The sequence below is a fragment of the Chryseobacterium panacisoli genome (assembly GCF_008274625.1).
In the GTDB taxonomy this organism is placed as follows: Bacteria; Bacteroidota; Bacteroidia; order Flavobacteriales; family Weeksellaceae; genus Chryseobacterium; species Chryseobacterium panacisoli.
In genome coordinates this window covers 97,400-120,898 of record NZ_VTRU01000006.1, presented here as the reverse complement: position 1 = coordinate 120,898, position 23,499 = coordinate 97,400, and the positions used below count along the sequence as shown (strand labels likewise).

The following is a 23,499-nucleotide window of genomic DNA, read 5'->3' as shown; positions in this document are numbered from 1 at the left end:
TAAAAAAGGAAATTTTGACCGTATTTTTAAGTAAAAAACAAATGGCATAAGTATTGTGCATTTTTAGAATATTATAATATGCCACACGTTTTCAGAGCATATTATAAAAAATCCCTTTAACGATAAAAAACGAAAATGACAATTTGTCATTCGATTGACTATGACAGAATTTGAAGATATTAGTTTAGAAGAAATGATCAGTGACGGATTTGATATCGTAGCTGAAGAAATCAATCTTTCCGACTTCGCTGAGACTGATAAAAATTCCGAACAGAAAATATTCCCTATACTTCCCGTAAGAAATATGGTAATGTTCCCCAATGTGGTAATTCCTATTACTGCCGGGAGAAAAACCTCTATACAGCTTCTTGAGGAAGCACAGAAGAACGGAGATTTCATTGGAATTGTAAGCCAGAAAAATTCGGATATGGAGCAGCCTGCCGAAAAAGATATATATGCCACTGGTACATTGGCAAAGATCATTAAGATCATTAAGCTTCCGGAAGGAAATATTACAGCAATCACGAAAGGCTTCCATAGATTCAAGATTAAAAAGATCATTGAAAACCAGCCGTATTTCAGGGCAGAAATATCAAAATTAAAAGATACACGTCCCAAAAACCAGGAGGAATATGAAGCATTGCTTGAGAACATCAAAGATCTTGCTTTAAAGATCATTGAACTTGACCCGAATATTCCTAATGCAGCCAATTTTGCGATCAAAAACATCAATAACAATGATGATCTTCTTAATTTCATATGCACCAATGCTAATTTTTCTTCAATAGCAAAACAAAAGCTTCTTGAAGAGAAAAATCTGATGATAAGAGCTAATCAGTGCTACGAAATGATGCATGAAGATTTCAGAAAACTGGAATTAAGAAACCAGATTCATCAGAAAACCTCAAAGGATCTTGACAAGCAGCAGAGGGAATATTTCCTGAATCAGCAGATCAGAACCATTCAGGAAGAATTGGGCGGAGGGCCTGAAAGTGATGTTGAAGATCTTCTTGCCAAGGCTAAAACCAAAAAATGGAGCAAGGAAGTAGAGGAGCATTTCCAGAAGGAAATCGGCAGACTTCAACGCCAGAATCCTAATTCTCCGGACTATAATGTACAGAGAAATTATCTTGATTTCTTTACAGATCTTCCGTGGGAAACGTATACAAAAGATATTTTTGATATTGCAAAAGCAGAAAAAGTGCTTGACAAGGCTCACTTTGGACTGGAAGATATCAAGAAGAGAATTTTGGAACACATGGCTGTTTTAAAATTAAAAAACAACATGAAGTCTCCTATTCTATTGCTGGTAGGCCCTCCGGGAGTTGGTAAAACTTCTTTAGGAAAGTCTATTGCAGATGCTTTGGGAAGAAAATATGTGAGACTGTCATTAGGTGGCCTGCATGACGAGAGTGAGATCCGCGGACATAGAAAAACGTATATCGGTGCTATGGCAGGAAGAATTTTGCAGTCGATCAAAAAATCCGGTACCTCAAACCCGGTAATCGTCCTTGATGAGATTGATAAAATCGCGCAGGGTCTTCATGGGGATCCAAGTTCAGCATTACTAGAAGTTCTTGATCCTGAACAAAATAAATCTTTCTATGACAATTTCCTTGAGATGGGGTATGACCTGTCAAAAGTGATGTTTATTGCTACAGCCAATTCTCTTTCAACAATACAGACTCCTCTTTTAGACAGAACAGAGATCATTCAGATTGCCGGTTATACTTTGGAGGAAAAGATTGAGATTGCAAAAAGACACTTAATCAGGAAGCAGCAGGAGGAAAATGGTCTGGATGCAAAATCATTCAAACTTGGAAATGCAGAGCTTAAGCATATTATAGAAGCCCACACTTCGGAAAGCGGTGTAAGAACCTTGGAAAAAAGAATTGCTGCCGTTGGAAGATGGGTAGCGCTTCAGACAGCTTTGGTAAAAGAATATGATCCAAAAATTTCGCTTGAAAAAGTAGATGAAATCCTTGGAGTCCCAAGACCGAAAAGCTTATCAGAAATTACAGGAGTACCCGGAGTGGTAACAGGTCTTGCCTGGACAAGCGTAGGCGGAGACATTCTTTATATTGAAAGTATTTTAAGCAATGGAAAGGGGGCATTAACGATGACCGGAAACCTTGGGACAGTAATGAAAGAATCTGCTACTATTGCACTTGAATATATTAAAGCTAAGCATGACGAACTGGGAATTCCTCAGGAGGAAATGGACAAGAAAAACATTCACGTACACGTTCCGGAAGGAGCAACCCCTAAGGACGGACCATCCGCAGGTATTGCCATGCTGACTTCAATGGTTTCTTCTTTTAAAAACAAGAAAGTAAAACCCCATCTTGCTATGACAGGAGAAATTACTCTAAGAGGAAAAGTACTTCCTGTAGGGGGAATCAAAGAAAAACTTCTTGCGGCTACAAGAGCGGGAATTAAGGATGTAATTCTTTGTGAAGCCAACAGAAAAGATGTGGAAGAGATCAAAAAAGATTATTTAAAAAACCTGAAAGTACATTACGTCAACAGAATGGAAGAAGTCATTGACATCGCCATTGAAGAATAAAACAATTTATAACATATTAACTTCTCAATAAGGAAACACGTTCTGAGCATCAGGGCGTGTTTCTGTTTTGTAAACAAATACATTCTTCTCCTGGCTGCATGGAATAAAATTTGATACAATAGAATAAAATTCTGAAGGATTGAATAAAAAGCTTTTCAATTCAGAGGGGTTTTCTTATTTTTATTCCACACTGCAGATTTTTAGATTATGAATTTTCTTAGACTTCCTTTCCTTGTCAAGCTTACACTTGTGGTAATTTCTATCATCGGTCTTGGCTATCTTCTGGCATTAGGACAGAGTATTTTGGCTCCGTTCTTTCTTGCATTCCTTATGGATATGCTGTTTTTGCCGGCGGCTACTTTTATGGAAAGAAAGTTAAGATTCCCAAGATCAATGTCCACAATGACTTCGGTGTTCATTATGTTGATCATTTTAGGCGGAATTATTTACTTTTTCACCAATCAGCTATCAGACTTCAGTAAGGATCTTCCTCATCTCAGTGAGCAGTTTACAACTGTTTTCAAGGGCCTGCAGCACTGGGTTTCCAAAACATTCAATGTGAAAGTAGATGAACAGGTAGATTATATCAATCAGGGATTGAGTAAACTTCTGTCTTCTTCAGGCGCTATTTTAGGATTTACTTTTGGAATTTTCTCCACGGGATTTGGCTTTATTATATTTTTCACCCTATTTTTTATCTTTATTTTAAATTACAGAAGGCTTTTAAATAATTTTATTGTTACCGTCTTCAACGAAAGACATAAATCAAGCGTACAGGAAGCGGTAAATGAGATTCGTATCATGACCAAGAAATACATCTTCGGACTTTTTCTTCAGGTGATTATTGTATCCATTCTTACCTCCATTCTTCTTACAATTCTGGGAGTGAAATATGCTATTCTTTTGGGAGTTCTTACCGGGTTATTAAACGTTATTCCGTATCTGGGAATTTTTATTTCCCTTTTAATTTCCTGTTTTATAGCTTTTGCAACTTCTACCCCTTCAACATGTATTTATGTTGCTTTGGGATATATTGCCATTCATGCTGTAGATGGAAATATTGTCCTGCCATTTGTTGTGGGCTCCAAAGTAAAAATTAATGCTTTATTTTCCTTTATTGGTATTCTGTTGGGAGAACATCTTTGGGGAATTGCAGGAATGTTCCTGTGTATCCCGGCCATTGCGATTATAAAAATTATCTGTGAAAGAGTGGATGATCTCAAACCTTGGGGAAGATTGCTGGGAGAAGAACCGAGACCTCATAAGAAAAAGAAAAGCTATAAGATTTCCAAGAATATTACTTTGAAAGAGATGGATTAGGATATGAGTAATAATTAATATATCTCTAGCTTTGAAATAGAATAAAAAAGACTGCCTTTTTCAAGACAGTCTTTTTTATTTTTGTTATGAAAGAGGACACAATGGGCTCGTCCCATTTGGACAAGTGTCTGTACATAGAATATAAGACTGAACATCCGGACAGTATCCATAAGTAGGGCCTCCGGGTTCACCTCCAGGACCTCCTAAACAAGGATCACCCGGTGGAATTTTACATGGACAGCCTATTGGGCCTATATCACATTTTCCAACACCTCCTCCTCCTTGGATTTCTCTTAAATCCGTGCGGTTTAATTTTTTAAGATTTTTTAGCATGATCTATTAGTTTTTGTTTGTCCCTCGAAGATATAAAATAAAATTATACAAAAACACCAATTAACGCACATTAACAATTGATTTGATATTTTGCGTTAAATTAATCATAAAATATCCCATTTTTATTTTACATTTGATATCAAATCATCAATCATGAAAATAATAAAATTCATTTTATGCTTACTATTCGGTCTTATGTTTGTTAATGCCGGATTAAACAAGTTTTTCAATTATATGCCTATGGAGAAACCTACTCCGGAACAAATGAAACTTTTCGCTGCTTTTGGAGAAATCAGCTGGCTGATGCCATTAGTGGGCATCGTTGAAGTCATTGGCGGATTATTATTCATTTTCCCAAAGACAAGGGCATTGGGAGCTATTGTTATTCTACCTGTTATGGTTGGAATTGTCACTCATGTTTTCACTATGGATAAATCTCCAATGGGAATGGGTATTGCCGGGGTAATGTTCCTGATCAATTTATGGATGATTCTTGACAACAAGGAAAAATATAAACATTTAGTTTCATAAGGTGGCAGATAATAGGTGGCAGGTTGCATTGCCTACAGCCTATTATCTGTTTCTGCTACCTGTTCCTATACAAAAGCACTAAAGCCTGTAATGGAGCGTCCTACAATCAATGAATTGATTTCTTTTGTTCCTTCATAGGAATAAATAGCTTCTGCATCGGCAACAAATCTGGCTACGTCGTACTCCAGTAGAATTCCGTTGCCTCCCATCACCTCTCTTGCTCTGGAAACAATATCTCTTGTTCTGAGTGTACAGAAAACTTTAGCTAAAGATGCGTGCTCATCTTTTAAAATTCCCTCATCCTGCATTTCAGACAACCGGAATACCATAGTTTGCATAGCAGTAAGATTGGACAGCATTTCCACCAAGTGTCCCTGAATCATTTGAAATGAGGCAATAGGTCTTCCGAACTGTTCTCTTTTTCGGGTATAATCTAAAGCACTTTCATAAGCTCCGCGTGCGCAGCCTGTGGCCATCCATGCCACTCCTGCCCTGGTCATTCTCAGTACTTTTCCTGTATCTTTAAATGAGTTGGCATTCTGCAAACGGTTTTCTTCAGTTACAAGACAATCTTTTAACGTAATCAATCCATTCTGAACAATTCTTAAAGCCATTTTCCCTTTGATCTTTTCTACGGAGTATCCCGGATTATCTTTTTCTACAATAAATCCTTTCACTTCTCCGCTGTCCAGATCTCTTGCCCAGATAATGATTATATCAGCAAAGGTGGCGTTACCAATCCATTTTTTCTGACCATTCAGAACCCAGCCTTCAGGTGTTTTTTTACAGGTTACGGTAAGTCCGCCTGCTGCTCCGGAACCTACTTCCGGCTCTGTAAGTCCGAAAGCTCCTATTTTTTCAAATTTCTGCATCTGTGGAAGCCATTTTTGCTTCTGCTCTTCAGATCCGCAGATATAAATAGAGCCCATTGCCAATCCTGACTGCACTCCGAAAAATGTAGCAATAGAAGCATCCACTCTTGCCATTTCCATTGCTATGACACCTTCCATCAGGAAAGGCATCCCCGGACAGCCATATCCTTCATAGGTAACCCCGCAGATATCAAGCTTCTGGAATTTCGGGATGAGTTCAAAAGGAAATTCGTCTCTGAGCCAGTAATGATTCACCAGGGGTTTTACTTCTTTTTCCATGAAAGCTCTTACTTTCAGCTGAATTTCGCGCTGTTCAGGAGTAAGGGTATGGTAGATATCATAAAAATCTCCGTCAATAGGAGGAAGTTCTTTCTTTTTCTTTTCCGGATCAAGCATTTTCATAAGCCCGGAAAGCTGTTTATCATCCAGTTTTGAAAAATTATGCATCAGTTTTGGCAGATCTACTTTTTGAGAAATGGCACTCAGCTGATCAAAATCTATGGATGTGAATAGTCCTATTGCGTTTCTGATTTTGGAAAAGGTATTTGACATAGTGATAGATTGTAGTTTTGGTTTGTAAAAGATAAGCAAAAATTGCTCCGAAAGCAAAGCCACAGGTTTGCACCTGTTTTACAAAAAACTCAATTTCAGCTAATTAAAACCGAATAATCCCTTTACAATCTTTTTACTTTTGATTTTCAAGCGTTACAAAAAATCCTGACTGAACTTTGACTCAAGGAAAACAATAAAAATCAACGCTATGAAAACGACTTACATTAAATTATCTCTATCCGCTGTTCTTTTATTAGGAATTTATTCATGTAAAAAGGGAGAAGTATCTTCTACAGATCTTGAAGCTTATGCTACTACAGATTCAGCCTCTGCAATTGTTTCAGACAGCATTTCATCTGTTGCCGATATGAAGGTAAAAGACAAACAGTTTATCAAGACAGCAGATGTCAGCATGGAAGTTAAAGATGTATATAATGCAACCATCGCTATTGAAAAATCAGTACAGGAGCTTGGAGGATTTGTCACCAATAGTAATCTTCAAAGTAATGTGGTTTCTGAAAATACCTATAACACATCCAATGAAGAAGCTATGCTGGTCAAAAAATATCAGTCGGAAAACAGAATGCAGGTACGCATTCCTACAGAAAAGCTTGGAGAGTTGTTGACCGCAATCAATACCAACAAATTGTTTTTGAATTCAAGATCCATCAACGCGGAAGACGTGACGGCCAATATTAAATATTCTGAACTGGAGGGAAAAAGAAATCAAAAGACTTCCGACAATATCAGCAAGCTGAAAACAAATAAAGATAAAGTAACGCTGGATGATGGTAATATGTCTGAAGGGAATCTTCAAAAGCTGGCGAGTATGAACATGACAGATGATTTGAAATATAGCACTATCGACATTTATATCAAAGAACCTCAATTGCGTATTGCTGAAATTGCTGTTACCAACACCACAAGCATTGACAATAAGTATAAGTACAATTTCATCTATGATGTTAAAGATGGTTTTGTGTACGGATTCTATCTGATTCAGAAAATCATAGTGGCTCTTATCAATGTATGGCCTCTTTTATTAATTGCTGCAGCAATCATCTATTTTTTAAGAAAAAGAAAAATTTCAAAGCCTGAACAGCCAAAAATCCAAGAATAAAAAAACTCCTAACCAACTGGTTATCATCATAATTTTAGATTTTACAGCCTCTCATTATTGGGAGGTTTTTATTTTTTTTGAAAAAAAACTGTAACGATTGTAATGCCCGCTTTACCTACTGTTTAAAAGAACAGAAAATCAAAAAAAATAATACTATGAAAAATTTAATAAAACTTGGCTTCGCAGCATTATTATCCATGAACTCGATGACTGCAAAAGCACAGAATACAGACATCGGAAAAGACAACAGCCTGCTTTGGGAGGTCTCAGGGAACGGTCTCACTAAACCATCTTACATTACCGGAACTTTTCATATCTTATGCAGTAAAGATTTTGAAATAAAACCTAAAGTCTGGAATGCCCTTAATAAGTCGGAAAACTTTGTCATGGAAATCAATTATACCGATCAAAGCGAAATGGCCTCTATTCAAAAAATGATGGCTGCTGATAAAAAGATTTCTGAACAACTAACTCCTGAAGAAGCAGAAAATTTAGACAAAATACTGGCTGACTATGGAACAACCCTGAAAAATGTTGATACTCACAGTACAACAGCTTTATATTCTCTTGTTGCCACAAAAGCAATCCCCTGCCCTCAGAATGAAGTGAAAATGTATGAAATAGAATTATTGAAAACAGCTTTACAGAATAAGAAAAGCGTAAGCGGGCTGGAAAAAGTGGATGATCAGACTTACGCAATAAGCCAGGCGTACGACCTGAAAGAAACAATCTCTCAATTGAAGTTAGGCAACGAATATGCTGTTGCAGCAAAGAAAATGACTGAAGCATTTAAAAATGAAAATCCGAAAGATCTGGATCAGCTGATTAAGAATCCAAAATTCATGAATAAGAGACAGGAAAAACTTGTACTTACTGATAGAAATAAAAAATGGGTAGAAAAAATGCCGGAAATGATGAAAAACCAAAGTTCTTTCTTTGCCGTAGGAAGCGGACATCTTTGGGGTGAAAACGGCTTGATCAGCCTTCTGAAAGCAAAAGGTTACATTGTAAAACCTGTATCAAGTTTATAATTATAACCAAACCATGAACCGACTGTGAGTAATCCAACTGAAACTGCCTTTTTAAAGCTTGTCAACCAACACAAGGGGATTTTATACAAAGCCTCGCGGATCTATGCAGATTCTGTAGAGGACCGGGAAGACCTGCAGCAGGAGATTCTTATCCAGCTTTGGAAATCCTATCAGAATTTCAAGGGGAACAGTGAATTTTCTACCTGGATGTATCGGGTTGCCATCAATACTGCAATTACGTATTTAAAAAAGGAAAAACAGAGATCCAATACTCACTCAGATGCTCCCTCTCATTTTGAAGTACAGCAGGAAGATTATAATCCTACAAAGGACAGGCAATTGGAAATTTTTTACAGTGCTGTTCAGGAATTGAATTCCCTGGAAAAAGCAATCATATTTTATTTCATGGAAGGGATGTCACATAAAGAGATCGGAAATAATTTAGGACTCAGCGAAGGCAATGCCCGCGTAAAGCTCAACAGAACAAAAGAAAAAATACAGCAAATCATAAAAAAATCAGGTTATGAATTTTGATCAATTAAAAGAACAGTGGAATAAAGAAGACAGCGACGTCGATATTCCTGACACTATAGAACAACTAAAAGAAAGCAAACACCCTATAGAAAAGATTCAAAAGAGTATGAAAAAAGAATTTCCTGCGCAGGTTATTTCCATCATCCTTATTGGTTTCTTTCCGATGCTATTCCAATTTCCGCCTTCACAGTATACCATTTATTATATATCTTATGCTTTATTGGTAGTAGTATCCTGTTATTATTTATTCGGATTTTACCAATTTTACAAACAAGCTGAACTTTATACCGGAAACACAAGAAATAGTCTTTGGAAGATCTACCACGAACTCAAATTAAATATGGAAAGATACCAGTCGTTTGGATTCTTGTTACTTCCCCATTTTCTAATAACATTAGGTTTACTGGCATATAATCTTCTGGAGAAAAAAGGTGAATCGTTGGCGGATATTAGCCATGAACATCAAATATCCCTTATTTTATTAGTATTGATAGGCGTTCTTTCTGTTGTAGCCAGTATTATTTTATGGACAAAATATTTTTACGGACCTAGCGCCAAACAATTGGAAAAGATCCTGAATGAAATGGAAGAATAACATCCTAAAAACCTATCACAAAAGATTTTACTACAACCTCGGCCCTTGTCTGAGGTTTTGTTCTTTAAAAAAATGTTATTTCTCCTGTTCAAATTTATCTGAGGTTTTATTTTTCCGTAAATTTGCAAATCAGAAATAAATCATTATGGATTATAAGCTATTTTCATCCGATACATGATTTTCTGAACGATAAAAATTCTGTAATATGCTATCAAAAATAAATCCAACACAAACTAACAGCTGGAAAGCTCTTGACGAACACTTCGGTGGAAATGACTTTGATCTTAGAACTCTTTTCCAATATAATCCGAACCGTTTTAATGAGTTTTCTCTGCAAAAGGACAACTATCTTTTTGATTACTCCAAAAATTTAATTGATTCCAGAACAAAAGATCTTTTATTACAGTTGGCTGAAGAAAGTCAGTTAAAAGATGCTATTTCCAAAATGTTCTCAGGGGATAAAATCAATGAAACGGAAGGAAGAGCTGTGCTACATACTGCATTAAGAGATTTTTCAGATCGTGAAATTCTTGTGGATGGAGAAAACATCAAGCCACAGATCAAAAGAGTTCTTGATCATATGAAGTCTTTTTCTGAAAAAATCATTTCAGGAGAACATAAAGGTTTCAACGGAAAAGAGATCACTGATGTAGTAAACATCGGAATCGGAGGATCAGATTTGGGTCCTGTAATGGTTTGTTCAGCTTTAAAGCATTTTAAAACAAGATTAAACGCTCACTTTGTTTCCAACGTGGACGGAAATCATATTGCAGAAGTAGTAAAAGATTTAAATCCTGAAACTACTTTATTCATCATTGCTTCCAAGACTTTTACGACTCAGGAAACAATGACCAATGCGAATTCGGCTAAGGACTGGTTCCTGAAAGCAGGAAAACAGGAAGATGTAGCGAAGCATTTTGTGGCTTTATCTACTAATATTGAAGAAGTTAAGAAGTTCGGAATCGCAGAGGAAAATATTTTTGAGTTCTGGGATTGGGTAGGCGGAAGATATTCTCTTTGGAGTGCGATCGGATTAAGCATTGTCCTTTCTGTAGGATATGACAACTTCGAACAGCTTCTTAAAGGTGCTTTTGATACTGACCAGCACTTCCAGACTGCAGGTTTCTCTGAAAACGTTCCGGTATTAATGGGACTTCTGGGAATCTGGTACCGTAACTTCTATGCAGCAACAACGTATGCCATCTTGCCATACTCTCAATATCTGGACAGGTTTGCAGCTTATCTTCAGCAGGGAGATATGGAAAGTAATGGAAAATGTGTAGACAGAAATGGTGAATTTGTGGAATATGAAACCGGACCTATTATTTGGGGAGAGCCAGGTACAAATGGCCAGCATGCCTTCTATCAGCTGATTCACCAGGGAACAGAATTGATCCCTGCAGACTTTATTGCCTATGCAAAAAGTCCGAACAAAGTTTCGGATCATCAGGATAAATTATTAGCCAACTTTTTCGCTCAGACTGAAGCACTTGCCTTCGGAAAACTGGAAGAAGAAGTGGAAGAAGAGCTTAGAAATTCAGGAAAATCTGATGAAGAAATAGAAAGACTCATCAATTTCAAAGTTTTCCACGGAAACACTCCTACTAACTCTATATTATTCAAAGAATTAACTCCTTTTTCACTAGGTCAGCTGATCGCTTTATATGAACACAAAATTTTTGTTCAGGGAGTGATCTGGAATATTTTCAGCTTTGACCAGTTTGGAGTGGAGTTAGGAAAAGTATTAGCCAACAAAATCCTTCCTGAGCTTGAGAGCAATGAAGCGGTAAGCTCTCATGACAGCTCAACCAACGGATTGATCAGTTACTATAAGGAAAACAAATAGTAAGTAAAAAGAAAGTAAAAGTAAATCTATAAAGTAAAAAAGTAAAAATGGCAGAAATTCTTGACGGACTTAAAGTATCCAAGGAAATTAAAGCAGAGATCAAGGTTGAAGTAGAAAAGATTCTCGCAAGCAAAAGAAGAGCACCTCATTTGGTAGCTATTCTTGTAGGAAATAATGGAGCCAGCAAAGCCTATGTAAACTCTAAGGTAAAAGACTGTGAGGAAGTAGGATTTCAATCCAGCTTAATCAAATTTCCAAGTACAGTTTCGGAATCTGAATTATTGGAAAAAATTGACGAGCTTAATAAATCTAAAGCAGTGGACGGATTTATCGTGCAGCTGCCTTTACCGGATCAGATTGACCAGGAAAAAATTATCAACGCAATTGATCCAAGAAAAGACGTGGATGGCTTCCACCCTGAAAACTTCGGAAAAATGGCGCTTGAGATGGATACTTTCTTACCGGCAACTCCTTTCGGTATTCTTACATTATTAGAAAGGTATAATATTGAAACCAAAGGGAAAGACTGTGTAATTATCGGAAGAAGTAAAATTGTGGGAAGACCGATGAGTATTCTGATGGGAAGAAAAGATTTCCCCGGAAACTCTACCGTTACCCTTACACACTCATATACGAAAGACATTGAAGAATATACAAGAAAAGCAGACATCGTAATTACCGCTTTGGGAGATCCTCATTTCTTAAAAGGAGATATGATCAAAGAAGGAGCAGTAATTGTTGACGTGGGTATTACAAGAGTAGATAATGACTCTCCAAAAGGATATTATCTTGCAGGTGATGTAGATTTTGACAGTTGTGCAGAAAAAGCAAGCTGGATTACTCCGGTACCTGGAGGAGTAGGCCCAATGACAAGAGCGATGCTGATGAAAAATACCATCATTGCTTACAAAACTTCGGTCTATAACGACTAATTTTAAAATGAATAAAGAAGAAGATATTTTATTAAAAGAAGGTAAAATGCTCCCTGTAATGGAGCATTTTTACACTTTACAGGGAGAAGGAGCACACACCGGAAAAGCCGCTTATTTTATCAGGCTGGGAGGTTGTGATGTAGGATGTCACTGGTGTGATGTAAAAGAAAGCTGGGATCCGGAACTCCATCCTCTGATGAATGCAGTAGAAATTGCAGAAACAGCTGCAAAACATTGTAAAACAATTGTTCTGACAGGTGGTGAGCCTCTAATGTGGAACTTAGAAATACTGACCTCCAGATTGAAAGAGCTGGGATGCACAGTGCATATCGAAACTTCGGGAGCTTATCCTATGAGCGGACAGCTGGATTGGATTACTCTTTCGCCAAAGAAAACAGGACTGCCTAAAGAAGAGATTTATCAGAAAGCCCACGAGCTTAAAGTCATTATTTTCAATCAGCATGACTTTACATTTGCACAGGAACAGGCTGCAAAAGTTTCTGAAAACTGTAAGCTTTATCTTCAGAGTGAATGGAGCAAAAGAGATGATATGTATCCTAAGATCACAGATTTCATCCTTGAACATCCGGAATGGCAGGCTTCAGTTCAGACTCACAAATATCTGAATATCCCGTAAAAAAGCTTAAATTAGCTGAGCTTATCCGCTATAATACCGATAGATGCAGAGAATTCGATACTCTAGATACCTGAAATCGATCATTATGTTGCTTGACCTCACGGTTATTGCATCTATCTTCATATTCTTTTTTATAAGCAGAAACGAAAGTTTAAAATACAATAAAGAAACATGGTATCAGAATATTTTTTCTCTGATTCTGTTGTTTTTGTTCTGGGTGCTTCTGAGCGGTAGGACAAAAATATACAACATTCCGAGGAACCTTACTTATACCTTGTTTCTTGAACGCCTTTTAATTCACTTCCTCTTTTTTATACTTGGCGTTCTGCTTATAGGGAAGGTAAGTAACAATGTATTTTTCAGTTCGGATATATACTGGCTTTCCCTTTACCTTTTTATTTTCATCTTCCTTGTAAAATCACTGATCTATTTTGCAATCAAGTACTTGCGGTCTCTTGGAGCCAATTACAGGAATGTGATGTTCTTAGGAGACAGCCACTCTACAGAAATCCTGAAAAATATTTTTACAGACCGTAAAGACTACGGATACAGAATATTTGAATATGAAAATTCTAATATCAATAGTAATGAACTGGTTGCTTTCTGGAAAAAGAACGGGATCCATACTCTGTTTTTATCAATGGAAAACTCTTATAATGAATGGATTCAGAATGAGATTTTCAAATTGGCAGAAGATAATAAGATTCATATTTCACTCATCCCAAGTATCACACAAAGCGATTTTTTCCTGTATGATCTGGGATATATACAAACCCAGCCGGTTCTTAACCAGGCAAGATATCCTTTAGATTATTATTCTAATTTTCTGATGAAAAGGACGTTTGATATTTTGTTTTCTGTTATTATACTGGTTTTTATCTGCTCGTGGGTATTCCCAATTATTGCGGTTTTAATCAAGGCTACTTCCAAAGGTCCTGTCTTTTTCCTTCAGAAGAGGTACGGTTTTCATGAAGAGGTATTCAATTGCATTAAATTCAGAACAATGGTTGTAAATGATGAGTCCACAACCAAAACTACATCGGTAAACGATTCAAGGATTACCAAAGTGGGTAAATTTTTAAGAAAAACAAGTCTTGATGAGCTTCCACAGTTTATTAATGTACTGAAAGGGGAAATGTCTGTAGTAGGGCCGCGCCCTCATATGCTTTCCGTGGATAATTACTATAAGCCAAAAATCGGAAGATACAGCTTAAGAAGTATGGTAAGCCCTGGTATCACAGGACTAGCACAGGTAAATGGATTACGCGGTGACTTCGGAGATGTGGAAGTGGAGATGAAAAAACGGGTTCTGGCCGATGCTTTCTATGTAAGAAACTGGAGTTTTGTACTCGATCTGGTGATTACTTTAAAAACCGTTTTTCTGGTTATAGGTGGAGATAAAAACGCAAAATAAAGAACAGGACCAGATTAATATCGAAATAATTTTAACACAAAACCAGGCTTTAGTCTTCTTCTCGACTCTAGTCCAATTAAATAAAAAAGTCTAATTTAGCAGTATGTTAAAAAAGTTTTTCACAGCAGTAGGGGAATACATGATCCTCTTGGGAAAATCCCTGCAGAAACCTCAGAAAATGAGGGTTTTCTGGAAGCTGTTCATGAGAGAAATTAATGATTTGGGAGTAAATTCTTTCGGACTTGTCATCTTCACATCCATATTCGTTGGAGCGGTAGTGGCTATTCAGATGTTCAACAACTTTGATGCTTCTTCTTTTCCTATTCCGCCTTCATTTGTGGGATATGCTACGAAAGCAGTTTTGGTTCTGGAATTTGCCCCTACCATTATCAGTCTGATTCTGGCGGGTAAAGTGGGTTCTTATATTGCCTCAAGTATTGGGACCATGAGAGTTTCCGAACAGATTGATGCATTGGATATCATGGGAGTAAACTCACCCAATTTTCTGATATTTCCTAAAATTATCGCCTGTATGCTGTTTAATCCCCTTCTTATTGCTATCAGTATCGTATTTGGTATTGGTGGAGGATATATTGCCGGGATTTTAACGGGAAACTGGACGGAAAACGATTATATCGTTGGTATTCAAATGTATATGCCTAATTTATTTATTTACTATGCATTCTCCAAGACTATCGTTTTTGCGTTTATCATTGCTACTGTACCGTCTTATTTCGGATACAATGTAAAAGGAGGATCGCTGGAAGTAGGTAGAGCCAGTACACAGGCCGTAGTATGGACAATGGTATTTATTATCATTTCCGAGTTAATTTTAACCCAATTAATATTAAGCTGATGATTGAGGTAAAAGATCTTAAGAAAAGTTTTGATGATGTTGAAGTACTTAAGGGAATTTCAACTTCATTTGATAAAGGAAAAGTAAACTTAATCATTGGGCAGAGTGGCTCCGGAAAAACCGTTTTTTTAAAAAGTTTATTAAATGTTTATATGCCCTCTTCCGGAGAAATCTTATTTGACGGCAGGAATGTAAACACTATGAACAGAGAAGAAAAACAGCATCTTCGTTCAGAAATCGGAACCGTATTTCAAGGAAGTGCATTATTTGATTCCTTAACTGTAGAAGAGAATATCATGTTTCCTCTTGATATGTTTACCAATCTTACCTACAGAGAGAAAAAGAAAAGAGTTTTTGAAGTAATAGGAAGAGTACACCTTGATAAAGCAGAAAGAAAATATCCTTCTGAGATCTCAGGAGGAATGCAGAAAAGGGTGGCTATCGCCAGAGCTATCGTCAACAATCCCAAATATCTGTTTTGTGATGAACCCAATTCCGGGCTGGATCCTTATACTTCTAAGATAATTGATGACCTTCTTTACGAAATTACAAAGGAATATAATACGACCACCATCATCAATACTCACGATATGAACTCCGTAATGACGATTGGCGAGAAAATTGTATACCTACGATTAGGAATCAAAGAATGGGAAGGTAATAAAGACATTCTGATTACTGCAGGCAATAAAAATCTGATCGATTTCGTTTATTCTTCAGAACTGTTTAAAGAGCTGAGAGAATATTTACTTGAGAATAATAAAACGATTGAAACGACAAATACAAAAATAGACGATAATGAAAAAGGCACTTAGTATAGCGTTATTAGGATTTTCAATGTGGGCTTCTGCACAGATTTCACTGGCAGGTAAGGCTAACTTAATTTTTCCTACCGGCTCACCTTCATGGTCCAATATTAAAGGAACAGTGAATGATGCAATTGATGGAACAGGTAAAAACAATGTAGGTTTCAACGTCGGACTTTCATTAAAAGTGGGTCTTCCTACTTCATTGTTTGTAATGCCGGAGATCTATTATACTCATTTCAAGAATGAGTTTACTACAGAGAACACTACTTTTGATGTTAAAAGTAACCGTATAGATGTTCCGGTTCTTTTAGGATACAACCTTTTGGGGAATATGTTAGGTGTTTTTGTAGGTCCTGTTGGAAGTTTTAACTTAAACAAGGATAATACTTACAATGATTTCAAAGAAAATGCTAAAAATGATTTTACTGTTGGCTACCAGTTTGGGGCACAGCTTGAAATCAAAAAGCTTATTGTAAATGCAAGATATGAAGGCGCTTTCAGTAAAGATGAAAGAAACTTTATCAACAGAGTTTCCGGTTCGGAAATCAGATATGATAACAGACCTAACCTTTTTATGGTAGGTTTAGGATATAAATTCTAATAGATATCGAAATAACAACTTAAAACCCTCAAATTAAATTTGAGGGTTTTTATTTTGCTCTTCAAGTTCAGCCTGACGCTTTGCAATGTCTGCAGCCTGTTTTTCAAGCTCTTCTTTGTCTTTCTGCAGCTGTTTGAATTCTTTTTTCTTCTGTTCCGCTTTTATAGCGCTTCCCTTGCTTAGATATCCTACCATTCCTCCAATGATAAGTCCTATTCCTACTCCTGCCATTATTCCCATAATGTGGGAAATTTTTATTTGTTCTACGGCAAAATCAGTCGTTAAATAGAAAAGCAATGCAGAAACAGCCAAAAGTATAAGTCCGGTAATTGATAAACTCTTCATAATATTGTGTTTAGGTGGTTACATAAAAAAAGCCTTACCAAATTTACTAAAAATTTAATAAGGCCTTATTCAAGATTAAAATTCTAATTATATTTTTCCTCCCGCAGCCTTATAATATTCTAAAGCTTTCGGAAGATCCTTATTGATATCTGAAATTCTTGTTTCCGGATTCGGGTGGGTAGATAAGAATTCTGGTTGTCTTGCTCCTGTAGATGCCGCTTCCATTCTGTTCCAGAAAGGGATTGCTGCTCTTGGATCATATCCTGCCATAGACATCAGGTAAAGCCCCATTTCATCAGCTTCTGACTCCTGACCTCTTCCGTATTTCAATAATGCCACCTGTGAACCGATAGGATATACCTTCTGGAAAACACTGGCCCATTGTGAATTTGAGATTGTTCCTCCCAGGATAGCACCTCCGTACTGGGCTACCATTGCCTGAGAAATTCTTTCGTTTCCGTGGCCCGCCAGTGCGTGGGAAACCTCATGTCCCAGTACTACGGCAAGTCCGTTATCATCTTTTGTAACCGGCAATATTCCGGTATAGACAGCTACTTTACCACCAGGCATACACCAGGCATTCAGTTCACTGCTTTGCAGAAGATTAAATTCCCAGCTGTAGCTCGCAAGATCTGCTGATCTTCCTATACTCTGATAATATCTTTCTGCAGCGCTTTTAATTCTGTTTCCTACATTTACCACTCTCTTTGCATCTGCCGTACCGGTAATTACTTTACCTTTAGACAATGTCGTCTTGTATTCCTGTGAAGACATTGTTAAAATTTCCGAGTTGTTGGCCAGCTGTAAAGACGATCTTCCGGTAATCGGGTTTGTAGTACAGGCAACAGCCGACAGAGCAATAGCTCCCATTCCTAATAGATGTGTAACTTTCATAGTTTGAGTGTTAATAATTCAACCTTAACAATTTTTATTCCAAAATATTTCAGAAAGAATATATTTGCATACATTTTGCTGTTTAAATTTAATAATTATCTCATTATGAAAAATTATATTTCTTTACTAATGATTTTTGGATTCCTGTTCTTATTTCAGAGTTGTGCTTCACAAGGCTCATTAGATTCAAAAACAGTGGATGCCTTAGTAGGTTCTCAGGAATTCACATTCCATGCAGAAAGGGCCAATCCTACGAATTATGATGTTATCAATGTCATGAATTCAATGCCGAATGCTACTGCAACAAGAATACTCAACCTGAACGGAGATTACACCATTGATGTCAGTAAAAATACGCTGGAAGTAGTGTTACCGTATTTCGGAAGATTATTCAACCCAACTTATGGAAATACAAGCGATAACAGCTACAGATTTACTTCTAAAGATTTCACAGTGAATAAAACTCAGAATAAAAAAGGAAAATGGACTTTAAAGTTCAAGCCTAATGATGTAAGGAATGTGGATGAAGTGAATATTGAAATTTTTAAAAATGGTAAAGCTTTCGTTTCTATGAGAAGTAACGACAGACAGCCGATTTCCTATGACGGATATGTTTCAAAAACTGAGGTAAAACAGGAAAAAGAGAAACCTTAATCCCTGTTTTCGTTCGATAAAAATTTTTCAACAAATAACTTTGCTTCAGTACTTGGATTGGAAACCATAGCTGAAGCATTTTTTTTATGCATATGATAGGCTTCTTCTACTGCATTGCTCTTTTTCATCAGGGATAAAATATATTCCTGAACCCAATATTCGAAACGTTTCTCAGCCTGCAGAACACGGATTTCTTCAAAACGTCCGGTTTTCTTTTTCAGATCAATAAATTCGAAGATTGTACCATAAACGTCCTGTAATCCCTCATTGTGTAGAGCAGAACCTAATAAAACAGGAATTTTCCAGCCTTTTTCTTTAGGTGGAATAAAATCCAGGGCTCTTTTTAATTCCAGTCTTGTGTTTTTTGCTTTCTGGAGGTTGTCCTGATCTACTTTATTGATGAAAATAAGGTCTACCATTTCCATGATACCGCGTTTTATTCCCTGAAGTTCGTCCCCGCCTCCAATGATTTTAAGGAATAAAAAGACGTCAGTAATATCAGCAACAAGAACTTCTGACTGTCCTACTCCCACTGTTTCAATTAAAATATAATCGTATCCTGCAGCTTCGCAGATCATCATGGTTTCAAAAGTAGTGTTGGCTACTCCACCCAGAAAACCTGAACTTGGGGAAGGGCGTATGAATGCATTTTCTTCTTTGGCCAATTCTTCCATTCTGGTTTTATCACCTAAGATACTTCCTTTATTAATTGCTGAACTGGGATCGATAGCCAGAACAGCTACTTTTTTACCCTGTGCAATAACCAATCGGCCAAAGTTTTCTATAAAAGTGGATTTTCCAGCGCCGGGAACACCCGTTACTCCTACTCTCACAGAGTTTCCGGTAAAAGGCATAATCTTCTTCAGAAGGTCTTCTGCCTGCACCCTATGCTCTGCTTTTTTACTTTCAACCAATGTAATAGCTTTTGCAATCAGGCGTTTGTTTCCTGACTGTATTCCGTCTATTAGCTCTTCTGTAGAAAATTTCATTAATTCAAAATTAATAATTAAAATGGGAATGGTCAATAGCCGCAGACAATGATAAAGCAAAAGATTTAAAATTGTCTTCATCCTGGATTACCGATTTTTCATGAATTCAATTTTTATTTCTTCTAAATTAAAACTAGAACGCCCTGTATCAAAGGCTTAAGGAATTTATTACATTTGTTATATCTCAAAAAGAAGAAACATGAAAAAACTCATCGCTGCGGCTTCGTTTACTGCTATTTTGCTGGTTTCCTGTACGCCGAAAGCTGCTACATCCACTGCTACTGCAGGAACTTCAACATCTACTGCGGAGCAGATTGCCCAAGGGAAAACTATTTTTGAAAATTCTTGTGGAAGATGTCATAAGTTACCTGATCCTGCCTCACACAATCCTGTACAATGGGTAGGAATTATGAATTCTATGGCTCCAAAGGCAAAACTAACGGATGAACAGCACCAATGGGTTTATGATTATATTGTTTCTGTGAAGAAGTAATCATCAAACAAAAATATGGTATGAAAAAACTCATCTTAACCGGTATCGCAGCATCAGCATTTCTGGTATCTTGCGGACCAAAAAGTGTGGCCGTAACAGGGCCGAAGTATACCTCATCTGAGCAGCTGGCGCAAGGAAAAACCATTTTTGAAAATTCCTGTGCAAAATGTCATAAGCTGCCAGAACCAACGAAACATGACGATAAAGGATGGATCAACACGTTAAGCAGAATGGCTCCAAAGGCTAAACTGACCGATGACCAACATCAAATGGTGTATGATTATTTGATTTCTGTCAATAAAAAATAAGCTTTCCATGGAAAGCTTATTTTTTTAATAGGGCTTGGCAACAAGATTAGTCAGCTTTTTTTACGGTTCTTGTTCTGACTGTCTTTCCTTTGACCAGCTTTTCCCGATCTTCAAGTATTTCGAGTGCTGCCCGGTTGTAAGCAAATTTTTTAGCTTCTTTAAGTGTTCCTAAAGCCTGTTTATATTCAAAGTTTCTTTCATGCAGAAGAGAAAGACAGTTCAGAATTTCCGATTTATCAATTCCTTTGAGCTCTAAGGCAAATGCTATCAATTTTTCTGCTTCTTTATAATCTTCATTATTCAAAAGACATTCAATATAATATTTTGGGGTATTGACATTACCAATGTTACTCTGCATGGCTTCATCAAAGTACTTCTTTGCCGTTTCATAATCCTTCAGTTCTTCGGAATATACCCTTCCCATCAGACAAAGGCTGTCTGCATCTTCAGGTTCATAAGACAGAGCATAGTTCAGAGCATCCATACATTCAGAAAGATTGAATGGAAAATAATCTAATGCTTCAAAATAATATTTACTTTTAGTTAAGGTCATTTCTGTAGTTTTTGAGTTCATTCTTTAAGACATTCCTTTGTTTTTTGAATGTCCTGTCTTCATAATTCTTTTTAAAATCTGTTCCTGAAAATGTCCGAACCGGATTTCCACGCTCTACCTGCATCTGAAGAGACCAGGTGTCTTTCAGTTTTCTTTCCAGCTGTTGCATATAAACTGTCATTACCTTTTCTTTTAATCTGATAACGGATAGTTTTTTATTCTCAAGCTGAGAACGGGAATCCTGTACAAACACTGTTTCTTTAGAAGGGGTATGAGTGGCACGAACGGCAGTATTTACTTTGTTTACATTTTGTCCTCCACTCCCCTGACTTCTCGCGGTCTGAAACCGGATATCTTTCTCATTGAAATCAATCATTTTTACATCTTCCAGTTCAAAAATTCCGATAAACCAGTTGCTCCTTTTATGCAGTTTCCTGAAGGTGCTTTTTCCAATCCAGCAAACACTTCCCAGCCAGCTTTTTAAAAACGGGATTATATCTTTCCCTTTTAAGAGCAGGGTTACGGATTTTAATGTCAGGTTTTCATCACCGTTTTCACGATGAATGATTTCGTATTCTATTGTATTTTGTTTTGCCTCTTCAAGAAAGGTCTTCAGAACCTTGGCGGCTACCCACTGGCATTCTAAAGGACCTCTTCCTGAAGTGATCTGTATTAATTTTTCCATTTTTATATTGGCATTTTGCTTAATAAAGGGTGCCCAACAGGATCTATTCCCTTTTGTAATAATTTTTTTGCAGCCATTACTGCCCAGCATTTGTCACTGGAGTGAATATTTCTGTAAAATGAAAGTAAAATATCGGGTCTCACAACGGTAAACCCATTGGCATCGATAGTTTCAAGATCATCTTTTTCAAAGAAGTCTATGGTAATTCTGTGGAATTTTTCGTTTTCCAATTCTACCGTTTTCTCATACCTGCGAAAATTTTCTTCACTTGGCAGATGATCATACCTCGTCCAGACTTTCTGAAATCCTTCCTGCTGAAGAATGATAATGACTTCTGCAACATTTTCTTTCTTTACAAAAACATCAATATCCTTGTGGTCGTGAGCATGCTTATATTCTGTATGTTCTTTTTCTGACATAAAATGCCATGCCCAGCCTCCTGAGATAATGATTTTATCTTTTAATATATTCAAAATTTCGAGTCCCAACCGGATTCTGAACTCCGGCCAGACTTCACCGTACCTTTTTATGTTGTGTGGTGCTCCCATTTTTTGTTTTTTTAATTGAAAATTTTATCAAACCTTATAGGTTTTAAAAACCTATAAGGTTTAATCAACCAAATTATCTCTCCATTCTCACAATTCTCGGCTGGAATGTTCCCAGGATATCTACCAATTCACTCTGTGCATTCATTACTTCATTGATGTCTTTATAGGCCATTGGTGCTTCTTCTGCATTTCCGCCCATCAATGTGACATTTTTAAGTTTCAATTCTTTTTTGATATCATGCTGAGTGAAAAGAGCTCTGCATTCTACTCTTGAGTGCGCTCTTCCGGCTCCATGAGATGCTGAATTCAGGGATTCCGGGTTTCCTTTTCCGCGAACGATAAATCCTTTCGCTGTCATGGATCCTGGAATCATTCCCAGTTCATTTTCGTTGGCAGGTGTTGCACCCTTTCGGTGGACAATCACTTCTTTTCCGTTATGGATTTCTTTCCAGGCAAAGTTGTGGTGGTTCTCAATTCTGGCTTTTACTCTTCCACCGACCGCTTTTACCAGCCTTCTGTGGATATCATCGTGACAGGCTGAAGCATAATCTCCGGCAAGATTCATGGCCGTCCAATATTCCAATCCCAGGTGTGTGCTAAGGTCCAGCCAGGCAAAGTTTTGGGCTTCTTTAGGTAATGGACATTGTTCTGCTGCCACTCTTGAGTAATATTGGGCAATTTCTGCTCCCAGCCCTCTTGAGCCACTGTGAGAAAGTATTCCCAGATATTTTCCTTTTGGCAGACCAATCTGTTCGTCTTCTTCAGTGATTTCTACTTCTCCGAATTCTACAAAGTGATTTCCTCCGCCTGAGGAACCCATCTGCTTAATGGCTTTTCCTTTTAATCTCCTTAAGATCGGGATCATATCGAATGTATCTCTTTCAAAAATATCATGATCTATGTGAGATTTGTGCGTTTCATACATTCCGAATTTTGTATGCTCGGCAAGCGCTTTTTCATATTTGTCTCTTGCTCCTTCAAGATATGAAATGGGTGTATCCAAAATACTGAGGCTCATTCTGCAGCCTATATCCATTCCTACTCCGTAAGGGATTACTGCATTTTCCACCGCCAGAACTCCTCCTATGGGAAGTCCGTACCCGCTGTGGGCATCAGGCATTAATGCCCCCTGAATAGAAACAGGCAGCTTCAAAGCAGTGTATAACTGATTTTTTGCCTCTTCTGAGATATTGTTACCAAAAATCTGAAATGAAGCACGCTGTGAATTCAACATTCTTTTTTCAGTTTTTTTGGATGAAAGCAGGGTTTCTGCGATTTGTCCGAAAGTGAGATCTTTTTCAAATTCTTCCGGATTCAGCAGGATTTCCTTTAAAAGAGATTTTACATGGTGAATATTTTTTGTTGCAAAATTTCTTTTCATGACTTCCAATGCTACGTTTACGCTTTGGTTATTTGGATAGCCCAGTTTTAATATATCTTTTCCTTTTAGTTTTAAATTTCCCATTGTTTTTGTTTTAAAT

At 37.2% G+C, this 23,499-nt stretch carries 26 protein-coding genes; 17 read left to right on the top strand and 9 right to left on the bottom strand.

Annotated features, from left to right (window positions below; all coding sequences use genetic code 11):
* Window positions 1-160: 160 nt before the first annotated feature.
* Together lon and FW781_RS19530 are read left to right on the top strand one after the other, a co-directional pair.
* The gene (gene lon, locus FW781_RS19535; protein WP_149388954.1) at window positions 161-2,566 is read left to right on the top strand and encodes an endopeptidase La; all 2,406 of its coding nucleotides are present in this window, start codon (window positions 161-163) and stop codon (window positions 2,564-2,566) included.
* Between the two features lie 207 nt (window positions 2,567-2,773).
* Window positions 2,774-3,886, top strand: a complete 1,113-nt coding sequence (locus FW781_RS19530) for an AI-2E family transporter (RefSeq protein ID WP_149388953.1) — start codon at window positions 2,774-2,776, stop codon at window positions 3,884-3,886.
* Window positions 3,887-3,970: 84 nt separating this feature from the next.
* Here the strand turns inward: FW781_RS19530 and FW781_RS19525 are convergent, their stop codons facing one another.
* Entirely contained in the window at window positions 3,971-4,219 is a 249-nt protein-coding gene (locus FW781_RS19525) for a bacteriocin-like protein (RefSeq protein ID WP_149388952.1), read from the bottom strand.
* 153 nt (window positions 4,220-4,372) lie between these two features.
* Here FW781_RS19525 and FW781_RS19520 point away from each other — a divergent pair, with 153 nt between their 5' ends.
* Window positions 4,373-4,750, top strand: a complete 378-nt coding sequence (locus FW781_RS19520; protein ID WP_149388951.1) for a DoxX family protein — start codon at window positions 4,373-4,375, stop codon at window positions 4,748-4,750.
* A 65-nt stretch (window positions 4,751-4,815) separates the two neighbouring features.
* Here the strand turns inward: FW781_RS19520 and FW781_RS19515 are convergent, their stop codons facing one another.
* On the bottom strand, window positions 4,816-6,174 hold the full coding sequence (locus FW781_RS19515; RefSeq protein WP_047381734.1) for an acyl-CoA dehydrogenase family protein: 1,359 nt from the start codon (window positions 6,172-6,174) through the stop codon (window positions 4,816-4,818).
* A gap of 208 nt (window positions 6,175-6,382) precedes the next feature.
* Here FW781_RS19515 and FW781_RS19510 point away from each other — a divergent pair, with 208 nt between their 5' ends.
* The 11 genes from FW781_RS19510 to FW781_RS19460 all read left to right on the top strand — a co-directional run bounded on the left by FW781_RS19510 (window position 6,383) and on the right by FW781_RS19460 (window position 16,549).
* Window positions 6,383-7,294 (top strand): DUF4349 domain-containing protein, encoded by a 912-nt coding sequence (locus FW781_RS19510; RefSeq protein ID WP_149388950.1) that lies wholly within the window; start codon window positions 6,383-6,385, stop codon window positions 7,292-7,294.
* 155 nt (window positions 7,295-7,449) lie between these two features.
* Entirely contained in the window at window positions 7,450-8,325 is an 876-nt protein-coding gene (locus FW781_RS19505) for a TraB/GumN family protein (protein WP_149388949.1), read from the top strand.
* A gap of 24 nt (window positions 8,326-8,349) precedes the next feature.
* Entirely contained in the window at window positions 8,350-8,859 is a 510-nt protein-coding gene (locus FW781_RS19500) for an RNA polymerase sigma factor (protein WP_149388948.1), read from the top strand.
* Window positions 8,849-9,454: a hypothetical protein gene (locus FW781_RS19495; RefSeq protein ID WP_149388947.1), complete on the top strand. Its 606-nt coding sequence runs from the start codon at window positions 8,849-8,851 to the stop codon at window positions 9,452-9,454. The genes FW781_RS19500 and FW781_RS19495 overlap by 11 nt, the downstream gene beginning before the upstream one ends.
* Before the next feature lie 205 nt (window positions 9,455-9,659).
* A complete protein-coding gene (gene pgi, locus FW781_RS19490) occupies window positions 9,660-11,300 on the top strand; it encodes a glucose-6-phosphate isomerase (RefSeq protein ID WP_149388946.1) in 1,641 nt (546 codons plus the stop codon).
* Window positions 11,301-11,347: 47 nt separating this feature from the next.
* Window positions 11,348-12,232, top strand: coding sequence for a bifunctional 5,10-methylenetetrahydrofolate dehydrogenase/5,10-methenyltetrahydrofolate cyclohydrolase (locus tag FW781_RS19485; RefSeq protein ID WP_047377306.1), 885 nt, complete (start codon window positions 11,348-11,350; stop codon window positions 12,230-12,232).
* A 7-nt stretch (window positions 12,233-12,239) separates the two neighbouring features.
* Window positions 12,240-12,869, top strand: coding sequence for a 7-carboxy-7-deazaguanine synthase QueE (locus FW781_RS19480; RefSeq protein ID WP_149388945.1), 630 nt, complete (start codon window positions 12,240-12,242; stop codon window positions 12,867-12,869).
* 43 nt (window positions 12,870-12,912) lie between these two features.
* Window positions 12,913-14,283, top strand: a complete 1,371-nt coding sequence (locus FW781_RS19475; RefSeq protein ID WP_149388944.1) for an exopolysaccharide biosynthesis polyprenyl glycosylphosphotransferase — start codon at window positions 12,913-12,915, stop codon at window positions 14,281-14,283.
* A 103-nt stretch (window positions 14,284-14,386) separates the two neighbouring features.
* The gene (locus FW781_RS19470) at window positions 14,387-15,139 is read left to right on the top strand and encodes an MlaE family ABC transporter permease (RefSeq protein WP_149388943.1); all 753 of its coding nucleotides are present in this window, start codon (window positions 14,387-14,389) and stop codon (window positions 15,137-15,139) included.
* A complete protein-coding gene (locus FW781_RS19465; protein ID WP_047424627.1) occupies window positions 15,139-15,954 on the top strand; it encodes an ABC transporter ATP-binding protein in 816 nt (271 codons plus the stop codon). The genes FW781_RS19470 and FW781_RS19465 overlap by 1 nt, the downstream gene beginning before the upstream one ends.
* Entirely contained in the window at window positions 15,938-16,549 is a 612-nt protein-coding gene (locus tag FW781_RS19460; protein ID WP_149388942.1) for an outer membrane beta-barrel protein, read from the top strand. The genes FW781_RS19465 and FW781_RS19460 overlap by 17 nt, the downstream gene beginning before the upstream one ends.
* Window positions 16,550-16,582: 33 nt before the next feature.
* Here the strand turns inward: FW781_RS19460 and FW781_RS19455 are convergent, their stop codons facing one another.
* Both FW781_RS19455 and FW781_RS19450 read right to left on the bottom strand, forming a co-directional pair.
* The gene (locus FW781_RS19455) at window positions 16,583-16,894 is read right to left on the bottom strand and encodes a hypothetical protein (RefSeq protein ID WP_149388941.1); all 312 of its coding nucleotides are present in this window, start codon (window positions 16,892-16,894) and stop codon (window positions 16,583-16,585) included.
* An 87-nt stretch (window positions 16,895-16,981) separates the two neighbouring features.
* Window positions 16,982-17,788 (bottom strand): M48 family metallopeptidase, encoded by an 807-nt coding sequence (locus FW781_RS19450; protein WP_047381756.1) that lies wholly within the window; start codon window positions 17,786-17,788, stop codon window positions 16,982-16,984.
* 105 nt (window positions 17,789-17,893) lie between these two features.
* On the opposite strand from FW781_RS19450, the gene FW781_RS19445 reads away from it, so the two are divergent.
* A complete protein-coding gene (locus FW781_RS19445) occupies window positions 17,894-18,442 on the top strand; it encodes a DUF4251 domain-containing protein (RefSeq protein WP_149388940.1) in 549 nt (182 codons plus the stop codon).
* Here FW781_RS19445 and meaB read toward each other — a convergent pair.
* A complete protein-coding gene (gene meaB / locus FW781_RS19440; protein ID WP_149388939.1) occupies window positions 18,439-19,431 on the bottom strand; it encodes a methylmalonyl Co-A mutase-associated GTPase MeaB in 993 nt (330 codons plus the stop codon). The two genes, FW781_RS19445 and meaB, sit on opposite strands and share 4 nt — an antisense overlap.
* A 199-nt stretch (window positions 19,432-19,630) precedes the next feature.
* Between meaB and FW781_RS19435 the strand changes: the two genes are divergently transcribed.
* Both FW781_RS19435 and FW781_RS19430 read left to right on the top strand, forming a co-directional pair.
* Window positions 19,631-19,924, top strand: a complete 294-nt coding sequence (locus tag FW781_RS19435) for a c-type cytochrome (protein ID WP_114822102.1) — start codon at window positions 19,631-19,633, stop codon at window positions 19,922-19,924.
* 20 nt (window positions 19,925-19,944) lie between these two features.
* Window positions 19,945-20,232, top strand: coding sequence for a c-type cytochrome (locus FW781_RS19430; RefSeq protein WP_047491822.1), 288 nt, complete (start codon window positions 19,945-19,947; stop codon window positions 20,230-20,232).
* Between the two features lie 46 nt (window positions 20,233-20,278).
* Here the strand turns inward: FW781_RS19430 and FW781_RS19425 are convergent, their stop codons facing one another.
* The 4 genes from FW781_RS19425 to FW781_RS19410 all read right to left on the bottom strand — a co-directional run bounded on the left by FW781_RS19425 (window position 20,279) and on the right by FW781_RS19410 (window position 23,483).
* On the bottom strand, window positions 20,279-20,785 hold the full coding sequence (locus FW781_RS19425; protein ID WP_149388938.1) for a tetratricopeptide repeat protein: 507 nt from the start codon (window positions 20,783-20,785) through the stop codon (window positions 20,279-20,281).
* The gene (gene prfH, locus FW781_RS19420) at window positions 20,772-21,470 is read right to left on the bottom strand and encodes a peptide chain release factor H (RefSeq protein WP_149388937.1); all 699 of its coding nucleotides are present in this window, start codon (window positions 21,468-21,470) and stop codon (window positions 20,772-20,774) included. The genes FW781_RS19425 and prfH overlap by 14 nt, the downstream gene beginning before the upstream one ends.
* A 2-nt stretch (window positions 21,471-21,472) precedes the next feature.
* Window positions 21,473-22,018, bottom strand: a complete 546-nt coding sequence (locus tag FW781_RS19415; RefSeq protein WP_149388936.1) for a nucleotidyltransferase family protein — start codon at window positions 22,016-22,018, stop codon at window positions 21,473-21,475.
* A gap of 73 nt (window positions 22,019-22,091) precedes the next feature.
* On the bottom strand, window positions 22,092-23,483 hold the full coding sequence (locus FW781_RS19410) for an RtcB family protein (RefSeq protein WP_149388935.1): 1,392 nt from the start codon (window positions 23,481-23,483) through the stop codon (window positions 22,092-22,094).
* Window positions 23,484-23,499: the final 16 nt, after the last annotated feature.